Annotated in this window: 14 protein-coding genes; 4 read left to right on the top strand and 10 right to left on the bottom strand. The window is 75.3% G+C overall.

The window, feature by feature from the left end; all coding sequences use genetic code 11:
- Window positions 1–228 precede the first annotated feature (228 nt).
- Window positions 229–495: a hypothetical protein gene (locus PYV61_RS08770; protein ID WP_275830441.1), complete on the top strand. Its 267-nt coding sequence runs from the start codon at window positions 229–231 to the stop codon at window positions 493–495.
- Between the two features lie 12 nt (window positions 496–507).
- On the opposite strand, the gene PYV61_RS08765 is transcribed toward PYV61_RS08770, so the two are convergent.
- From PYV61_RS08765 to alr, 9 genes are all read right to left on the bottom strand, one after another.
- Complete coding sequence (locus tag PYV61_RS08765) at window positions 508–2,190, bottom strand: glutamine--tRNA ligase/YqeY domain fusion protein (protein ID WP_275830439.1); 1,683 nt, start codon at window positions 2,188–2,190, stop codon at window positions 508–510.
- Window positions 2,191–2,216: 26 nt separating this feature from the next.
- Entirely contained in the window at window positions 2,217–3,575 is a 1,359-nt protein-coding gene (miaB, locus tag PYV61_RS08760; RefSeq protein ID WP_275830437.1) for a tRNA (N6-isopentenyl adenosine(37)-C2)-methylthiotransferase MiaB, read from the bottom strand.
- An 83-nt stretch (window positions 3,576–3,658) separates the two neighbouring features.
- On the bottom strand, window positions 3,659–4,909 hold the full coding sequence (locus PYV61_RS08755) for a MiaB/RimO family radical SAM methylthiotransferase (protein ID WP_275830435.1): 1,251 nt from the start codon (window positions 4,907–4,909) through the stop codon (window positions 3,659–3,661).
- A 19-nt stretch (window positions 4,910–4,928) separates the two neighbouring features.
- Window positions 4,929–6,095, bottom strand: a complete 1,167-nt coding sequence (locus PYV61_RS08750; RefSeq protein WP_275830433.1) for a hybrid sensor histidine kinase/response regulator — start codon at window positions 6,093–6,095, stop codon at window positions 4,929–4,931.
- Window positions 6,096–6,193: 98 nt separating this feature from the next.
- Window positions 6,194–7,360: a hypothetical protein gene (locus tag PYV61_RS08745; RefSeq protein ID WP_275830431.1), complete on the bottom strand. Its 1,167-nt coding sequence runs from the start codon at window positions 7,358–7,360 to the stop codon at window positions 6,194–6,196.
- On the bottom strand, window positions 7,360–8,649 hold the full coding sequence (locus tag PYV61_RS08740; RefSeq protein ID WP_275830429.1) for a hypothetical protein: 1,290 nt from the start codon (window positions 8,647–8,649) through the stop codon (window positions 7,360–7,362). Before PYV61_RS08740 ends, PYV61_RS08745 begins: the two co-directional genes overlap by 1 nt.
- Before the next feature lie 43 nt (window positions 8,650–8,692).
- The gene (cdd, locus tag PYV61_RS08735; RefSeq protein WP_275830427.1) at window positions 8,693–9,118 is read right to left on the bottom strand and encodes a cytidine deaminase; all 426 of its coding nucleotides are present in this window, start codon (window positions 9,116–9,118) and stop codon (window positions 8,693–8,695) included.
- The gene (locus PYV61_RS08730) at window positions 9,115–10,296 is read right to left on the bottom strand and encodes a phosphopentomutase (protein ID WP_275830425.1); all 1,182 of its coding nucleotides are present in this window, start codon (window positions 10,294–10,296) and stop codon (window positions 9,115–9,117) included. The genes cdd and PYV61_RS08730 overlap by 4 nt, the downstream gene beginning before the upstream one ends.
- Window positions 10,293–11,399 (bottom strand): alanine racemase, encoded by a 1,107-nt coding sequence (alr, locus tag PYV61_RS08725; protein ID WP_275830423.1) that lies wholly within the window; start codon window positions 11,397–11,399, stop codon window positions 10,293–10,295. Before alr ends, PYV61_RS08730 begins: the two co-directional genes overlap by 4 nt.
- On the opposite strand from alr, the gene mazG reads away from it, so the two are divergent.
- Complete coding sequence (gene mazG, locus PYV61_RS08720) at window positions 11,364–12,317, top strand: nucleoside triphosphate pyrophosphohydrolase (protein WP_345785225.1); 954 nt, start codon at window positions 11,364–11,366, stop codon at window positions 12,315–12,317. The genes alr and mazG overlap by 36 nt on opposite strands.
- 108 nt (window positions 12,318–12,425) lie before the next feature.
- Here the strand turns inward: mazG and asnS are convergent, their stop codons facing one another.
- A complete protein-coding gene (gene asnS, locus PYV61_RS08715) occupies window positions 12,426–13,727 on the bottom strand; it encodes an asparagine--tRNA ligase (protein ID WP_275830419.1) in 1,302 nt (433 codons plus the stop codon).
- Between the two features lie 324 nt (window positions 13,728–14,051).
- Between asnS and PYV61_RS08710 the strand changes: the two genes are divergently transcribed.
- Complete coding sequence (locus PYV61_RS08710) at window positions 14,052–15,572, top strand: ATP-binding protein (RefSeq protein WP_275830417.1); 1,521 nt, start codon at window positions 14,052–14,054, stop codon at window positions 15,570–15,572.
- The gene (locus tag PYV61_RS08705; protein WP_275830415.1) at window positions 15,569–16,135 is read left to right on the top strand and encodes a hypothetical protein; all 567 of its coding nucleotides are present in this window, start codon (window positions 15,569–15,571) and stop codon (window positions 16,133–16,135) included. The genes PYV61_RS08710 and PYV61_RS08705 overlap by 4 nt, the downstream gene beginning before the upstream one ends.
- Window positions 16,136–16,293: the final 158 nt, after the last annotated feature.

Genomic DNA, 16,293 nt, shown 5'->3' with positions numbered 1-16,293 from the left:
CGCCCCGCCGGCGAGCGCCGGCGGGAGCGCCGGCAGCCCCGCGCACAGGCACAGGTAGGCGGCGGTGACGAGCGGCACGCGCGCACGGTGAGGCCGCCCCCGCGTTGCCCCGCGACCGCCGCGACGCGCCGCGTGTCCGCGCGACGCGCGCTGACACCCCCGGCGGCGCGCCCGCGTACGGAACGGGGCGGCGGTGCGCCCGCCGCCCCTCCCCTCGCCCACGCGCCCGTGCCCTGCTTCGTCGCCCTCCTCGCCCTCGCGACCCCGCGCCTCGTCATCGTGGCGCTGTGGTTCCTGACGTCGTGGTTCCGCGGGCTGTTCGACCACGCGCTGTGGCCGATCCTGGGCTTCGTCTTCGCGCCGCTCACCCTGCTCTGGTACTCGGCGGTGCAGCACTGGTACGGGGGCCAGTGGGGCACCTGGCAGCTGGTCGGCGTCGCCGTCGCGCTGGTCCTCGACGGCGTCCCGGCGCGGCTGTTCGGGAAGAAGGGGTGACGGCGGCCGCCGTCAGCTCCCCTTCACCTTCGCCCAGCTGTCCCGCAGCCCGACCGTCCGGTTGAACACCGGCGCGTCCGGCCGCGAGTCCTCGGCGTCGCTCACGAAGTAGCCCGTGCGCTCGAACTGGTAGCGCGAGCCCGGCGGGTCGTCGCGCAGGCTCGGCTCGACCTTCGCGCCGCGCACCACGACCAGCGAGTCGGGATTCAGGTGCTTCGTGAAGTCCTCCCCCTCGGGCACGTCCTCCGGGTCCAGGACCGAGAACAGCCGCTCGTACAGCCGCACCTCGGCGTCGAGCGCGCGCGCCGCCGACACCCAGTGGATCGTCCCCTGGACCTTGCGGCCGTCGGGCGCGTCGCCGCCGCGCGTCGCCGGGTCGTAGGTGCAGCGCAGCTCCACCACCGTGCCGTCGGCGTCCTTCACGACCTCCTGGCACGTGATGAAGTAGGCGTAGCGCAGCCGCACCTCGCGCCCCGGGGCCAGCCGGAAGAACTTCTTCGGCGGCTCCTCCATGAAGTCGTCGCGCTCGATCCACAGCTCGCGCGAGAACGGCACCGGGCGCGACCCCTCCAGCGGCACGTCGTGCGGGTACGACGGCGCCTCCAGCTCCTCGACCTGCCCCTCGGGGTAGTTCGTCAGCACGACCTTGAGGGGCTTCAGCACCGCCATGCGCCGCGGCACGCGCATGTTCAGGTCGTCGCGCACGTAGTGCTCGTACGTCGCCAGCTCGGTGCGCGCCGGCTTGCGCGCCACCCCGATCGCCTCGGCGAAGTTGCGCAGCGCCTCCGGCGTCACGCCGCGGCGGCGGATCCCCGCGATCGTCGGCATGCGCGGGTCGTCCCACCCCGACACGTGCCCCTCGTTCACCAGGCGGAGGAGCTTCCGCTTGCTGAGCACCGTGTACTCCAACTCCAGCCGCGCGAACTCGATCTGGGTCGGCGGGCGCTCGAAGCCGGCCTCGCGCACCAGCCACTCGTAGATGTCGCGCCCGTCCTTGAACTCGAGCGTGCAGAGCGAGCGCGTGATCCCCTCGATCGCGTCCGAGAGCCCGTGCGCGAAGTCGTACAGCGGGTACACGCACCACTCCGACCCGCGGCGGTAGTGCGGCGCGTGCCGGATGCGCAGCAGCAGCGGGTCGCGCATCACCATGTTCGGGTGCGCCATGTCGATCTTCGCGCGCAGCACGTGCGCGCCGTCCGGGAACTCGCCCGCGCGCATGCGGCGCAGCAGGTCGAGGTTCTCCTCCGGCGAGCGGCCGCGGTACGGGCTGTCCGTCCCCGCCGAGGTGACCGTCCCGCGCCCCTCGCGGATCTGCTCCTCGTTCTGCGAGTCGACGTACGCCTTGCCGTCCCGCACCAGCCCCTCGGCGATCTCGAACAGCCGCTCGAAGTAGTCGCTCGCGTACAGCTCCGCGTCGGGCGCGTAGCCGAGCCAGCGCACGTCGGCCTTCATGGCCTCGACGTACTTCATGTCCTCGGTCACCGGGTTCGTGTCGTCGAACCGCAGGTTGCAGCGCCCGCCGAAGTCGCGCGCCAGCCCGAAGTTCAGGACGATCGACTTGACGTGGCCGAGGTGCGGGTAGCCGTTCGGCTCGGGGGGGAAGCGCGTCGTGACCGGGCGGCCGAAGCGGCCGGTCGCGACGTCCTCCTCCACCAGGTCGCGGATGAAGTTCGAGCGCGGGGCGTCGTGGGACACGAGGGCGTGCGGAGGGGGGAGGCGCGTCAGCGGGCCGGCGCCGGCGCGCCCGCCACGGGCAGCGGGCGGCGCGCGGGGACGTCGCGGACGACCGCGCCGGTGAACGTCGAGCCGGTGGTGCCCGTGAGCTCCACCGTGTGGTACTCGCCGATCGCGACGCCGTCGGGCGGCAGCATCACGGTCTTGAAGTCGCGCGTGCGGCCCTGCAGCATCTCGCCGCGGCGCGCCGCCTTCTCGACGAGCACCTCGTGGCGCGTGCCGAGCAGGCGCAGGTTGCGCTCGCGCGCGCCGCCGCGCACGACCGCGATCAGCCGGTCGAGGCGCTCGCTCGCCACCTCGTCGGCGACGAACTCCTCGGGGCGCATCCGCTCGGCGGGCGTCCCCTCGCGCAGCGAGAACTTGAAGGTGTACGCGTCCTCGTAGCCGATCTCCTGCACCAGCGAGAGCGTCTCCTCGAAGTCCGCGTCGGTCTCGCCCGGGAATCCGACGATGACGTCGGTGGTCAGGTTGAGCGACGGGATCGCCGCCCGCAGCCGGGCCACGCAGTCGCGGTACCCCTCGCGCGTGTAGCGCCGGAGCATGCGCTTGAGCACGCGCGACGAGCCGCTCTGCATCGGCAGGTGGACGTGCTCGCACACCTGCGGCACCTCGGCCATCGCCGCGATCACGGCGTCGGAGAAGTCGTTGGGGTGCGGGCTCGTGAAGCGGATGCGGCGCACCCCGTCCACGCGCCCGACCGCGCGCAGCAGCGTCGCGAAGTCGTGCGTCCCGTCGTCGTACGAGTTGACCGTCTGGCCGAGCAGCACGACCTCGGACATCCCGTCGCGCACCACCTGCTCGACCTCGCGCACCACGTCGTCGAGCCGCCGGCTGCGCTCCGCGCCGCGCGTGTACGGCACGATGCAGTAGGTGCACCGGTAGTCGCACCCGCGCTGCACCGGGATCCACGCCTTCACCTTGTCGAACCGGCGCGGCGCGAAGTCCTCGTAGTGCTCCTCGAGGTCGAAGCTGGTGGCGGTCGTGCGCTCGCCGCTGCGCGCCCCCTCCAGCAGCTGCGGGAGCGCGCGGTAGCCGTCCGGCCCGACCACGAGCGAGACGTGGCGCGCCTTCTCCAGCAGCGTGGGCCCGAGCCGCTGCGCCATGCAGCCGGCGACGCCCATGACCGTCCCCTTCTTCATGTGGCGGCGCAGCTCGCCGAGCCGGCCCAGCACCCGCTGCTCCGCGTGGTCGCGGATCGCGCACGTGTTCACGAGGATCACGTCGGCGCCGTCGGGCGTGTCGACCGCCTCGTACCCGTGCGCCGCCAGGCTGCCGTACATGAGCTCGGAATCGCTCACGTTCATCTGGCAGCCGTAGGTCTCGATGTAGACGGTCGGACGGGACATGGCGGGGGACTGCGGGAGGGGCGCCCGGCGCGGCTCGCGCCGGGCCGCGGAAGTTAGCCCGTAAGCCCTTGCCGGTGCACCCCTTAGACCGGCCGCGCGAGCAGCCCGCCGCCCGCCGCGCGCTCCAGCCGGGCGGCGAACCGCGACCGCCGGGGCGGAGCGTCGGCCGGGAGCGCCACCGTCAGGTAGTCCTCCGTCAGCCCGGAGCGGCGCTCCCCCGCGCCGACCACCACGACGTCCGCCGCCCCGCCCGCGCGCCGGGCGGCGTGCGCGTCCGCCTTCCGCCGCGCCAGCTCGCGCAGCTCGGCGGCCCGCTCGCGCGCGAGGGCGGGCGGCACCGGGTCGGGGAGCCGCGTCGCCGCCGTGCCCGGGCGCGGCGAGTACGGGAACACGTGCAGCGCCGTGAACGGGAGGCGTTCGACCAGCGCGACCGTCGCCGCATGGTCGGCGTCCGTCTCCCCCGGGAACCCGGCGATCACGTCGGCCCCCAGCCCGAACGCCGGGCGCCCGTCCGCCAGCCGCTCGACCGCCTCGGCGTAGCGGGCGGCGTCGTACCAGTGGCGCCCCATGCGGCGGAGCAGCCGGTCGCTCCCGCTCTGCAGCGGCGCGTGCAGGAACGGGCACAGCTGCGCCGGGGCGTCGCGCAGCAGCGCCGCCAGCCGGTCGTCCACCTCCGTCGCCTCGACGCTCGACAGCCGGAAGCGGGCGTGCGGGACGCGCGCCACCAGCGCCTCGACCAGGGCGCCCAGCGAGCCGCCGAGGTCGCGCCCGTAGGTGCCGACGTGGATCCCGGTGAGGACGATCTCCGGATGCGTGTCGGCCAGGCGCGCCGCCTCCTCGACCAGCGCCGCGACGGGACGCGAGCGGTTGGCGCCGCGGGCGAGGGTCGTGATGCAGAACGTGCAGTGCTCGTCGCACCCGTCCTGCACCCGGAGCAGCGCGCGGGCGCCCGTCTGCGCCTGCGCGACCGCGCCGAGCGCCGCGGGCGGCAGGTCCAGGGCGCGGGCGAGCGCCGCGGGGTCGGCGCCGGCCACCAGCGCCTCGACCCCCGGCAGCGCGTCGAGCCGCGCCGGGTCGTCGGCGGCGCGGGGGACCGCCGACGCGCACCCCATCACGACGGTGCGCAGCGCCGGGCGGTCGCGCGCGAGGCGCCGCACCGCGGTGCGCAGCTCGGCCTCCGCCTGCGCGGTGACGGCGCAGCTGTTGACCACCGCGACGTCGGCCTCCCGCGGGTCGGCCACCTCGGTGGCGCCGGCGGCGGCGAGCATCGCGCGCACCGCCTCGGTGTCCGCCTGGTTGGCGCGGCACCCGAAGGTCCGGAGGTGGACGCGCACCGCGGCCCCCCGCCCGACGCTACCCGCGCGCCGGCGGCACCGGCTCGAGCGGGAGCAGGATGTGGAACTGGCTGCCGCGCCCCTCGGCGCTCTGCACCCAGATCCGGCCGCCGTGCGCGTCGACCGCCAGCTTGCAGAAGGCGAGGCCGAGCCCGGAGCCGCGCACCCGCGGCGCGGCCTGCAGCTTCACCGTCTCGAACTTGCGGAAGATCAGCTCGTGGTACTCGGGCGGGATGCCCGGCCCCGTGTCGGCGACCGAGATCAGCACGCCCTCCGGGTCGCGGCGCGCCGTCAGCCGCACCGACACCGCGTCGGCGGCGTGCACGATCGCGTTCTGCAGCAGGTTGCCGATGACGCGGCTGAGCAGCTTGCGGTCGGCCAGGAAGGTCGGCGTGTCCGGCGCCACCTCGGCCGACGCGCGGGCGCCGGCGCTCTCGAAGCGCACGTGCCAGTCGCGCAGCACCTCGGCGAAGAACGCCTGCGGCTCGACGCGCTGCGGCTCGAGGTGGATCGCCCCCTCCTCGATGCGCGCGATCTGGAGCAGGTCGTCGATCAGCGCCAGCAGCTCCTGCGACTTGGCCTGCGCGTCGGCGAGCGCGCCGCGCTGCCCGTCGGTGACGGGGCCGAAGTCGCCGTCGGTCACCATCTCGAGCGTGGCCAGGACCGACGTGAGCGGCGACTTGAGGTCGTGCACGATCATCTTCATCAGGTCGTCGCGCACCTTCTCCAGCTCGCGGAGCTTGCGCAGCGAGTCCTCGAGGGCGTCGGTGGCGCCCTTGAGCTTGAGCAGGCTGCGCACGCGCGCGCCCAGCACCAGCCGGTTGTGCGGCTTGGTGAGGAAGTCGTCGCCCCCCGACTCGATCGCCTTCACGCGGTCGGCGGTGTCGTTGAGCGCCGTCACGAAGATGACCGGGATGCGCGCCGTCCGCGGGTCGCGCTTGATGCGGCGGCAGACCTCGAAGCCGGTCTGGCGGTCGGGGACGCCCAGGTCGCCCGCCGGCATCGACACGTCGAGCAGGCAGAGGTCGGGGCGGTGCTCGAAGCACGCCGCGAGGGCGCCCGGCCCGTCGGTGGCGGCGACGGTCCGGAAGCCGAGGATCTTGAGCTGGTCGGAGAGCAGCTCGACGTTCGCCGCGACGTCGTCGGCGATGAGGATCAGCGGCTCGTCGGCGGTGGGGACGGTCATGCGCGACGGCGGGGAGGCGGGACGCCGCGGGGGCGGCGCTGGAGCGGAGGGAGGCCGCCCGGCGCGCGCGGTGCGCGCCGGCGGCGGGAGGGACGGAGCTACGGGCGCACGGTGAGGCCGATGCTGATCGTCCACGCGCGCTCGCGGGCGTCGGCGCCGGCGACCGCCGACGACGCGCCGTCGAGCGAGCGCGACGCGCGCTGCACGGCCAGGTCGAACAGGGCGCGCCCGCCGGCGAACGGCACGCCGGCGCCGCCGGAGTACGCGCGCTCCTTCACCTCGCCGCCGCCGATCCCGAACGGCAGCGTGCGGTCGCGCCCGCCCAGACGGAACAGCGTCGGCACGTCGCCCAGGCGCGGCCCGAGCGCCTCGACGCCGACCATGAACTCGGGGGCGTCGCGCACCTCGAGCGCCGACGAGCCGAGGCCGTTCATGCGCGTCCAGGTGGTGCGCGCGTAGCTGGCCGCGAAGCTGGCGCCGGTGACGCGGTCGAAGCGCACGCCGACGCCGATGCGGTCGGGGGCGGTCCCGTCGCGCAGCGTCGTGTCGTTGCGCTGCACGCGCAGGTCGAGGCCGCGGCGCACCGAGCCGGCCACCGACAGCCCGCGCACCGGCGACAGCTCGACGCCCGCCGAGACGGCGGCGCCGCTGTAGTCGAGCGTCGACGAGTCGGAGACGGAGCCGAACTGGCTGGTGTCGGCGAACAGGCGCCCCGAGACCAGGCGGTTCTCGCCGGTGAGGACGTGCCCCGCGACGCCGACGCGCAGCCACGACGCGGCCGCGTAGCCGATCCCCGCGCGCACGTCGGTGATGGCGCCGCGCGACTCGATCGACTCGGTGGCGGCGACCGACTCGTCGCCGATCTGCGCCGTGCTCGGGAACGTCGTGGTGAAGGTGCGGTCGAGGTACGTCGAGGCGCTGATCCCGACCGAGAAGCGCGAGCCGGCCGGGATGCCGACCGAGATCACCGGGAAGCGCGGGATCGTCGCGTTCTGGCTGCCCCCGGCCGACGAGACGCGCCGGAACTCCGGGTCGTACTGCACCGTCAGCTGGGCGCGGCGGAAGTACGAGATCGCCGCCGGGTTGAGCGGCGACGTCTGGTCGAACTCGGAGAGGCCGCCGCCGGTCCCGAGCGCGCGGGTGCTGAGCTGCCCCGTGGGGTAGCCGAAGCCCTGCGCGGCCAGGCTCCCCTGCGCGCGCGCGGCCGCCGGGACGGCGCCGAGCGCGAGGAGGAGGGCGACGCGGCGGGCGAGTCGGGTGGTCATCAGGGGAGCCCGAAGTCGGTGCGGGGGATGTAGCTCAGACGCAGGCGCGGGCGCACCGCGCGCGCCGCCTCGGTCGAGAAGAAGCGCAGCTCGCCGGCCTGCAGCCCCTCGAGCTGCCCGCGCAGCACCACCGCGCGCTGCGTCCCCGGCGGGAACGCGCGCCACGCGCGCACCAGCGCGACGAGCGACAGCCCGCGGGTGGCGCTGTCGGCGGGCGAGACGCGCAGCGAGTCGAGCGACAGCACGCCCGGCGCGGCGATGAGGTTCGCCGCCAGCCGCACGTCGCGCACGGTGTCGGTCGCCACCACCGCCTGCGCGCGCAGCGTCACCGAGTCGGTCGCCGGGACGCCGCGCGCCGGGCGCTGCACCAGCTCCAGCGTCGCGCGGACGATGGTGGTCGAGTCGGACAGGCGGGGCGGCACGACGAAGCGCAGGTAGACGCGCTGCCCCTGCACCCCGCCGACCACGAGGTCGCTCCCGGCGGCCGGCCGCGCCGAGGCGGCGACGAACGCGTAGTCGCGGAAGCCCGCCGCCACCTGCCCCACGGCCGGCGTGGCCGACGCCGACGACACGAGCACCGGCTGGTAGCTGGTGTCGCGCACCGGGTCGAAGGTGATCCGGCCGCCCTGCGTGCTCGTCCCCTGCGCGGTGGCGAAGGCGACGCGCGCCGAGGCGCCGCTCACCAGCCGCAGTCCCACGCGCAGGCGGCGCGAGCCGGTGGCCTTCGCGACGAACGCCGAGTCGGAGAGCCGGATGCGCACCGAGTCCACCGCGGTCCCCGGCTGCAGCGTGGTGCTGCCGAGCCGCCGCCCGGGGCGGAACAGCGCGTTCAGCGCGGCCGGGAGCGTGTCGACGGCCGCCGTGGTGTCGACGTCGTACGCCTCGACGGTGACCGGCTGCGCGTAGCGCGTGCGCGCCGTGTCGAGGCGCAGGCTCAGCACCGTGCTGTCCGCCGTGCTCACCGCGATCGAGTCGCCGCCGCCGGGGGGGAAGTAGCGGTTGGGGAGCGAGTCGAAGCGCACCACCGCGCGCACGTCCAGCGTGTCGGGGCCTGGCTCGAGCGCGAGCAGCTGGCTCGACGCCTCGCCCGGCGCCGGGAAGCCGGCGAGCGTGGAGTCGAGCGCCACCGCGTCGATCACGGTGTCGATCAGCGCGGGGTTCGTCACCGGGCAGAGCGCCGGGCAGGCGGCGCCGCCGTCGAGCTTCTCGCTGCACGCGCCGGCGACCGCGGCGGCGAGGGCGAGCAGGACGGCGAGGCGGCGGGGCGCCCGCGGGGAGAGCGACGTCACGGAAGGCGGGTGGGAGCGAACGGAAGTCACGGGATCGCGGCCGTCAGTCGCCGGCGAGCCAGGCGGGGGTGAACGGGCGCGGGAGCAGCTCGGCCATCGACCAGCGCTCGGCGCGGCCGTCGGCGGTCACGCTCACGATCGGGAGCGCCGGCGCGAACTCGACCAGCACCTGGCGGCACATGCCGCACGGCGGCGCCGGCTCGGCGCCCTCGGTGGCCAGCACGAGCAGCGCGAAGTCGCGCCGCCCCTGCGCCACGGCGGCGGCCACCGCGCCGCGCTCGGCGCAGATCCCCGACGGGTAGGCCGCGTTCTCGACGTTGCACCCCGTGACGACGGCGCCGTCGGCGGTGAGCAGCGCGGCGCCGACGCGGAAGCGCGAGTACGGGGCGTAGGCGCGCGCCATCGCCTCCCGGGCCAGCGCGACCAGCTCGTCGTGACGCGGGTGCGCCGGGGCGGCGGGCGCGCTCACGACGCGACCACGTCGGCCAGGAACGAGCGCCCCCGCCCGCGGTACGCGACCCCCAGCCACTCGCCCACGGTGGCGCCGAGGTCCGCGAACGTCTCGCGCTCCCCGACCGTCCCGGGACGCACGCGCGGCCCCGCCACCAGGAGCGGCACGCGCTCGCGCGCGTGGTCCGTGGTGGCGGTGGTCGGGTCGTTCCCGTGGTCGGCCGTGATGAAGAGCAGATCGTCCTCGCGGAGGAGCGCCAGCAGGTCCGGGAGCGCCGCGTCGAACTCGCGCAGCGCCCCCGCGAAGCCGGGCACGTCGTTGCGGTGCCCGAACTGGGTGTCGAAATCTACCAGATTGGCGAAGAGCAACCCACCCGACCCCCCGGACAGCCACTCCCGGATGGCCCCGATCCCCTCGGCGTTCGACGCCGTGTGGCGGGCGGCGATCCCCCGGCCGGCGAACAGGTCGTCCACCTTCCCCACCCCGGCCCGCGGGATCCCGGCCGCCTCCAGCGCGTCCAGCAGCGTCTCGTCCGGGGGGGCGAGCGAGTAGTCGCGCCGGTTGGCCGTCCGTTTCCACGCCCCCGGGGTCCCGACGAACGGCCGCGCGATGACCCGCGAGACGTCGTGCGGGGCGACCAGGAGCGCCCGCGCCGCCTCGCAGGCGGCGTACAGCTCCGCCAGCGGGACGACCGCCTCGTGCGCCGCGACCTGGAAGACCGAGTCCGCCGAGGTGTAGAGGATCCACGCCCCCGAGCGGACGTGGGCCTCGCCGTAGTCGTCGAGCACCGCCGTCCCGCTGCCGACGACGTTCCCCAGCACCCCCCGCCCCGTGGCGGCGGCGAAGGCGTCGACCACCTCGGGCGGGAAGCCGTGCGCGTAGGTCGGGAACGGGCGGGCGAGGTGGACGCCGGCGATCTCCCAGTGGCCGGTGGTGCTGTCCTTCCCGGCCGACCGCGGGAGCATCCGCCCCCACGCCCCGCCCGGGCGCTCGACGGGTGAGACACCGGCCAGCGGCGCGACGTTGCCGAGCCCGAGCCGCTCGAGGTGCGGGAGGGCGAGCCCGCCGGACGCGGCGCAGACGTGGCCGAGCGTGTCGCTCCCCACGTCGCCGTAGGCGGCGGCGTCGGGCGCCGCGCCGCAGCCGACGCCGTCCAGCACCAGGATGATCGCGCGGCGGCCAGCGGTGGTGGTCATGCGGTGTCGTAGAGGCGCGGGACCCGCCCGCGCAGTCCGGTCAGCAGCTCGTACGGCGAGAGCCCCCCCGCCGCCGCCACCTCGGCGGCCGTCAGCACGGCGGCGCCGTCCCGCCCCAGCAGCGTGGCGACGTCGCCGACCGCGCAGGGCACGCCGGTCACGTCGAGCATCGTCATGTCCATCGTCACCCGCCCGGCCACCGGCACCGGGCGGCCGTGCAGCAGCGCGCGCCCGACGCCCGACAGCGCCCGGCGGTAGCCGTCGGCGTACCCCGCCGGCACCGTCGCGATCCGCCGCGCCCCGCGCGCCGTCCACGTGGCGCCGTAGCTCACCGTCTCGCCGTCGCGCAGGTCGCGCAGGTCGACCACGCGCGCCCGCAGGTGCGCCACCGGCTCCGCGCCGAGCACGCCTCCCGCCGACACGCCGTAGAGGAACACGCCGGGGCGCGCGAGGTCCCACGCCGACGCGCCCCCCGCGCGCTCGACCCCGGGGCTGTTCTCCGCGTGCAGCAGCGGCGGGCGCGCGGGGAGTCGCGACACCGCCTCGCGGAAGCGCGCCTCCTGCTCGGCGCGCGACGCGTCGTCGGTGTCGGCGGAGTGGAAGTGCGTGAACGCGCCCTCGGGCGGGTGCGCGCCGACGGCCGACAGCAGCGCGTCGTCGAGCGCGTCCCACCGCGCGCCGGCGCGCGCCATCCCGGTGTCGATCGCGAGGTGCCACGCGCCACCGCCCAGCGCCGCCCACGCGCGCCCGTCGCCGGCGCGGTGCAGCGCGGGCGTGAGCGAGACGGCGCGCGCGCGCGGCAGCTCGGTCGGGAGCACCGGCGTGAGCACCATCACGCGGCGCGTCGCCCCCGCCGCGCGCAGCGCCGCCGCCTCGGCGGCCGACGCGACGCCGTAGCCCCACGGCGCCAGCGGCTCCAGCGCGCGCACGACGGCCGGCGCGCCGAGCCCGTAGCCGTCGGCCTTCACCATCGGCAGCAGCGGCACGCCGGCGCGCGCGGCGACCGCGGCGGCGTTGCGGGCGAGCGCGCCGAGGTCCACGTCGAGCCACGCGCGCTGCCGGTCCGGATGCGCGAGCGGGTCGGGTGTAGATTCAGCGGGCATGCGCGGATGACCGGGAGCGGCGCGGACGCCGCGCCTCGGGAGCCGCGAAACCTAAGGGACGGCGCGGAAGCGATGCAAGACGAGCACGGCGGCCAACCTCCGACCACGCTTGAGGATACGCTCGCGCTCATGCGCGACCTGCGGGCCCGATGCGACTGGGACCGCGCGCAGACGCACGAGTCGCTGCGCCCCTACCTCATCGAGGAGGCGTACGAGGTCGACGAGGCGATCCAGCACGCCGTGCGCGACGGCACGCCGGCCGCCGACGCCACGCTGCGCGACGAGCTGGGCGACCTGCTGCTGCAGGTGCTCTTCCACTCGGTGGTCGCCGAGGAGCGCGGCGCCTTCGCGCTGCACGACGTCGCGCACGCGCTGGTGACGAAGATGCGCGCGCGCCACCCGCACCTCTATCCGCCCGCCGGCGGCGCCCCGGTGGAATCGAAGGGGTGGGAGGCGCTCAAGGCGAAGAAGCGGAAGTCGATCGACGAGGGGCTCCCCGAGGCGCTGCCGTCGCTCCACAAGGCGCACCGGCTGCAGGACCGCGCCGCCGGCGTCGGCTTCGACTGGCCCGACGCGCAGGGCCCCGCCGACAAGATCGCCGAGGAGCTGGCCGAGGTGCGCGAGGAGCTCGCCAAGGCGCCCCCCGCGCAGCTCGCGCACGGCCTCCTCGTCTCCGACCACCGCCACGCCGCCCTCGAGGCCGAGCTGGGCGACCTGCTCTTCTCCGTCGTGAACCTGTGCCGCAAGGTCGGCGTGCACGCGTCGATCGCGCTCGACAAGGCCAACGCGAAGTTCGCCGACCGGTTCGGCGCCGTCGAGAAACTCGCCGCTCAGCGCGGGATCGACGTGAACACGGCGGGGCTCGAGCAGCTCGACGAGCTGTGGGACGAGATCAAGCGGGAACGGCGGGAGTCGTGACCGCGGGAGTCGAAAGAGCGGGAGTCGCTAGAGCGCACTGCGCAGTAGCGACTCCCGCTTGCTCGACTCCCGTAGTTGCGACTCCCGCTCTCGGGGTGCCAGTTCGGTTCAGGGCCGCAGCCTCCCCATCATCCGCGGAAACGGAATGACCTCCCGGATGTGCTCCACCCCCGCGATCCACGCCACCGTACGCTCCAGGCCGAGCCCGAAGCCCGAGTGCACGAACGTGCCGTACTTCCGCAGGTCGAGGTACCAGGAGTACGTCTCCTCCGGCAGCCCCTCGTGGCGGATGCGCCCCAGCAGCTTGTCGTAGTCGTCCTCGCGCTGCGACCCGCCGATGATCTCGCCGCGCCCCTCGGGCGCCAGCAGGTCCGCGCAGCGCACCGTGCGCGGGTCCGCCGGGTTCTCCTTCATGTAGAAGGCCTTGGCCTCCTTCGGGTAGTTCACGACGAACACCGGGCGCTCGTACTCGCCGACGACGACCGCCTCGTCGGGGGCGCCGAGGTCCTCGCCCCACTTGATGTCGCTCCCCTTCGACTGCAGGAGCGCGATCGCGTCGGAGTAGTCGAGGCGCACGAACGGCTCGCGCACGCAGTCGAGCTTCGACACGTCGCGCTCGAGCACCTGCAGCTCGGCGGCGCGCCGCTCGCGCACGCGCTCGACCAGGAACCGCACGAACTCCTCCTGGAGGTTCATGTTGTCGTCCTGGTCGTACCACGCCATCTCCGGCTCGATCATCCAGAACTCGGTGAGGTGGCGGCGCGTCTTCGACTTCTCGGCGCGGAACGTCGGGCCGAACGTGTAGATGCGGCCCAGCGCGGCGGCGAGCGCCTCGCCGTACAGCTGCCCCGTCTGCGCGAGGTAGGCCTTCCCCTCCTCGAAGTACTCGGTCTCGAACAGCCCGCCGCTCTCCCCCTGCGCGCCGGTGAGGATCGGCGTGTCGCAGCGCACGAAGCCGCGCTCGTAGAAGAAGTCGTGGACCGACTGCTCGACCTCGTGCCGGATGCGCAGGATCGCCGCCTGGCGCGGGGAGCGCAGCCAGAAGTGGCGGTGGTCGAGGAGGAAGTCGACGCCGTGCTCCTTGGGCTGGATCGGGTAGTCGAGCGGCGCGAGACCGACGATCTCCAGCGCCTGGATCCCGAGTTCGTAGCCGCCCGGCGCGCGCGCGTCGGCGCGGACCTCGCCCGTGACCGCGAGCGACGACTCGAGCGTCAGCCGCCCGAACGCCTCCCACGCCTCGGCGGGGACCGCGTTCTTCACCACGACGCCCTGCAGCGTCCCGCTCCCGTCGCGCAGGACGACGAAGGCCACCTTGCCGGAGGACCGCAGGTGGGTGACCCACCCGCGGACGGTGACGACCGCGCCGGCGTGCCGGCCCAGCTCGGAGATGCGGACGGAGGGGAATGTCATTGTCAGTGCGGCAGTTACGCGTGGGCCGGCAACCTAACCGAGCCCGTCGGGCGTCGTCAACGCGCCGCCACCGTCACCCGGTGCGCGCGCGCGCCGCGTGCGCCGCAGCGCGCACGGCCGGGCCCGCGTAGCATCCGAGGTGACTCTCGTCACCCGTGCCGCGTCGGATCCCGTGGCGCCCGGCGGCCTCCTCGCGTCCTATTCCGGCGGGCGGTCGTCGGCGTGGCACGCGACGGGCACACCAGCGACGGCGCGCCCCCGATCGTCGAGCGGCGCACGGCAGAGTTCGTGGTCGCGTCCTTCCCGGCTTCGCCCGTCCGCGGCATGACCCTCCGCTCCCGCCTCGCCCTCGGCTTCGCCCTGATCGCCGTCCTGCTCGGGGCGCCGCTCTTCTGGGCGCTGCAGGCGCTCCAGGAGAGCTCGCAGAAGGTCGGCGATCTGCGGAAGCAGGAGGTCGCCGCGTCCATCCTGCTCGGCCGGGTGCGCAGCCTCACGCGCGAGGTCGAGGCGGCCGACCGCGCGGTGCTCTTCCGCCCCGACTCGGCCGACACCGAGCCGTACATGCAGACGAACGCGCGCGCGCTCGCCGAGCTGGCCGACTCGCTGCGCACCTTCGAGCTGCTGCAGCTCACCGGCCGCCTCCAGCAGGCCAGCGCCGACATCGAGCACTTCGGCGCCCAGGAGCTCGCGGCCGCGCGCGCCAAGCGCACCGCCGTCGCCGACAGCATCTCGGACTACCACATCGCCCCCGCGGTCGCCGCCATCGAGCGCGCGCTCGCCGACGCCGAGGCGACGCTCTCGCAGCGGGCGCAGGACAAGGTCTCGGAGACCGCCGCCGCCGCCGACGAGGCGTACCGCGACGCCGCCACCCAGCTCGCCGCCGCGCTCCTCCTCGCCCTGGTCGTCGCGGTCTGGATCACGAGCACCATCAGCCGGCCGGTGCGCGACCTCGAGGCGGGGATGCGCGCCGTCGCCGACGGCGACTTCGACCACCCGCTCCCGATCTCGCCGTCGCGGCGGGACGAGTTCGGCCGCCTCGCCTCGAGCTTCCGGTCGATGGCCGGGCAGCTCGCCGAGCTCGACAAGATCAAGGCGGAGTTCGTCTCGGTCGCCTCGCACGAGCTCAAGACGCCGATCAACGTGGTGCTCGGCTACCTCACCCTGCTCGAGGACCAGCTGTACGGGCCGCTCAACGAGAAGCAGCTCGAGGTGCTGGCCACCGTCGAGAACCAGGCGCAGGTGCTGTCGCGCCTCGTGCAGCACCTGCTCGACGTGAGCAGATTCCAGGCGGGCGCCGCGCGGCTGGAGCCCCGGCCGATGTCGCTGCGCGCGTTCGTCACGGAGCTGGAGCAGACCTTCGACGTGCTGGCGCAGCAGGGCGGCGTCACCTTCCGCGCGTCGGTGGCGCGCGACCTCCCCGAGGTCGTGACGTGGGACCGCGACCGCATGACGGAGGTGCTTTCCAACCTCCTCTCCAACGCCTTCAAGTTCACCGAGACCGGCGGGCGGGTCGAGCTCACCGCGGTCGCCGCGCCGAAGGGCGCCGTGCGGCTGGCGGTGCGCGACACCGGCGCCGGCATCCCCGCCGAGCAACTCGCGCACGTGTTCGACAAGTTCTTCCAGGCCGACAACCAGAGCGCGGCCACGCACAAGGGGAGCGGGCTGGGGCTCGCCATCGCGCGCGAGATCGTCGAGGCGCACGGCGGCGGGATCCACGTGGCCAGCACGCGCGGCGCGGGGACGACGTTCACCATCGAGCTGCCCGCGGTGACCGACGAGCGCGCGGCCATCGAGCCCGCGCACGGCGACGCGGGCCGCCTCTCGGTGACCGCGGGGCGCGCGTGAGCCGACCGCTCCGCCGGCTCCCCCTCGTCCTGGCGCTCGCCGCCGGCTGCCGCACGGCGGCGCCGGCGGTCGTCGCGCCGCCCCCCGAGACGCTGGCCGACATCGCCGCGCGCACGTGGAGCACCACGCGCAGCGACGTGATCGACCTGCAGCGCCGCGGGGACCACGACCGCGCCGACTCGCTGCTCACGCAGTTCCGCGCCCGCTACCCGGGGACCCCGTCGGCCGCCGAGGCGCTGTTCCGCCGCGCGCTGCTGCGCGCCGACCCGGCGACCAACGCGCGCACCTGGCGCGGCGCCGTGTCGGACTTCGAGGCGTACGAGTCGGGGGGCCCGCTGCACCCGTTCCTCGACCACTCGGTGGTCTACCGCCGCCTGCTCGGCCAGGCCGACTCGCTGCGCGCCGCCGCCGCCGCCGAGCGCACGGCGGCGTCGGTGCTGATCCCGCGCGACTCGCTCCGCCCGCGCGACGAGGAGATCGCGCGCCTGCGCACGGAGCTGGAGCAGACGCGCGCGGCGCTCGACCGCGTGCTCCACCGCCTGGCCCCCCCGCCGCGCCCCTGACCGCCGCGCCGTGACCCGCCCCGCGGCGGTGCTCCTGCACAACCCGAAGGCCCGCCGCGCGCCCGACGCCCTCGCGCCGGCGGTGCTGCGCGCCCTCGCCGCCCGGTGGGACGTGGACGTGCGCACCCCGGCGGACGCCGCCGACGCGACGCGCCAGG

It is taken from the genome of Roseisolibacter sp. H3M3-2, assembly GCF_029211165.1.
Taxonomy (GTDB): Bacteria; Gemmatimonadota; Gemmatimonadetes; order Gemmatimonadales; family Gemmatimonadaceae; genus Roseisolibacter.
The sequence above is the reverse complement of the archived record's forward strand: the minus strand, read 5'-3'. Positions and strand labels throughout refer to the sequence as shown.

Bases quoted from the DNA above. Each gene is read 5' to 3' on its own strand.
- PYV61_RS08730 (WP_275830425.1), bottom strand. From the start codon at position 10,296: ATGACCACCACCGCTGGCCGCCGCGCGATCATCCTGGTGCTGGACGGC.
- mazG (WP_345785225.1), top strand. From the start codon at position 11,364: ATGCGCGAGCGGGTCGGGTGTAGATTCAGCGGGCATGCGCGGATGACC.
- miaB (WP_275830437.1), bottom strand. From the start codon at position 3,575: ATGTCCCGTCCGACCGTCTACATCGAGACCTACGGCTGCCAGATGAAC.
- PYV61_RS08750 (WP_275830433.1), bottom strand. From the start codon at position 6,095: ATGACCGTCCCCACCGCCGACGAGCCGCTGATCCTCATCGCCGACGAC.
- PYV61_RS08710 (WP_275830417.1), top strand. From the start codon at position 14,052: ATGACCCTCCGCTCCCGCCTCGCCCTCGGCTTCGCCCTGATCGCCGTC.
- alr (WP_275830423.1), bottom strand. From the start codon at position 11,399: ATGCCCGCTGAATCTACACCCGACCCGCTCGCGCATCCGGACCGGCAG.
- PYV61_RS08745 (WP_275830431.1), bottom strand. From the start codon at position 7,360: ATGACCACCCGACTCGCCCGCCGCGTCGCCCTCCTCCTCGCGCTCGGC.
- asnS (WP_275830419.1), bottom strand. From the start codon at position 13,727: ATGACATTCCCCTCCGTCCGCATCTCCGAGCTGGGCCGGCACGCCGGC.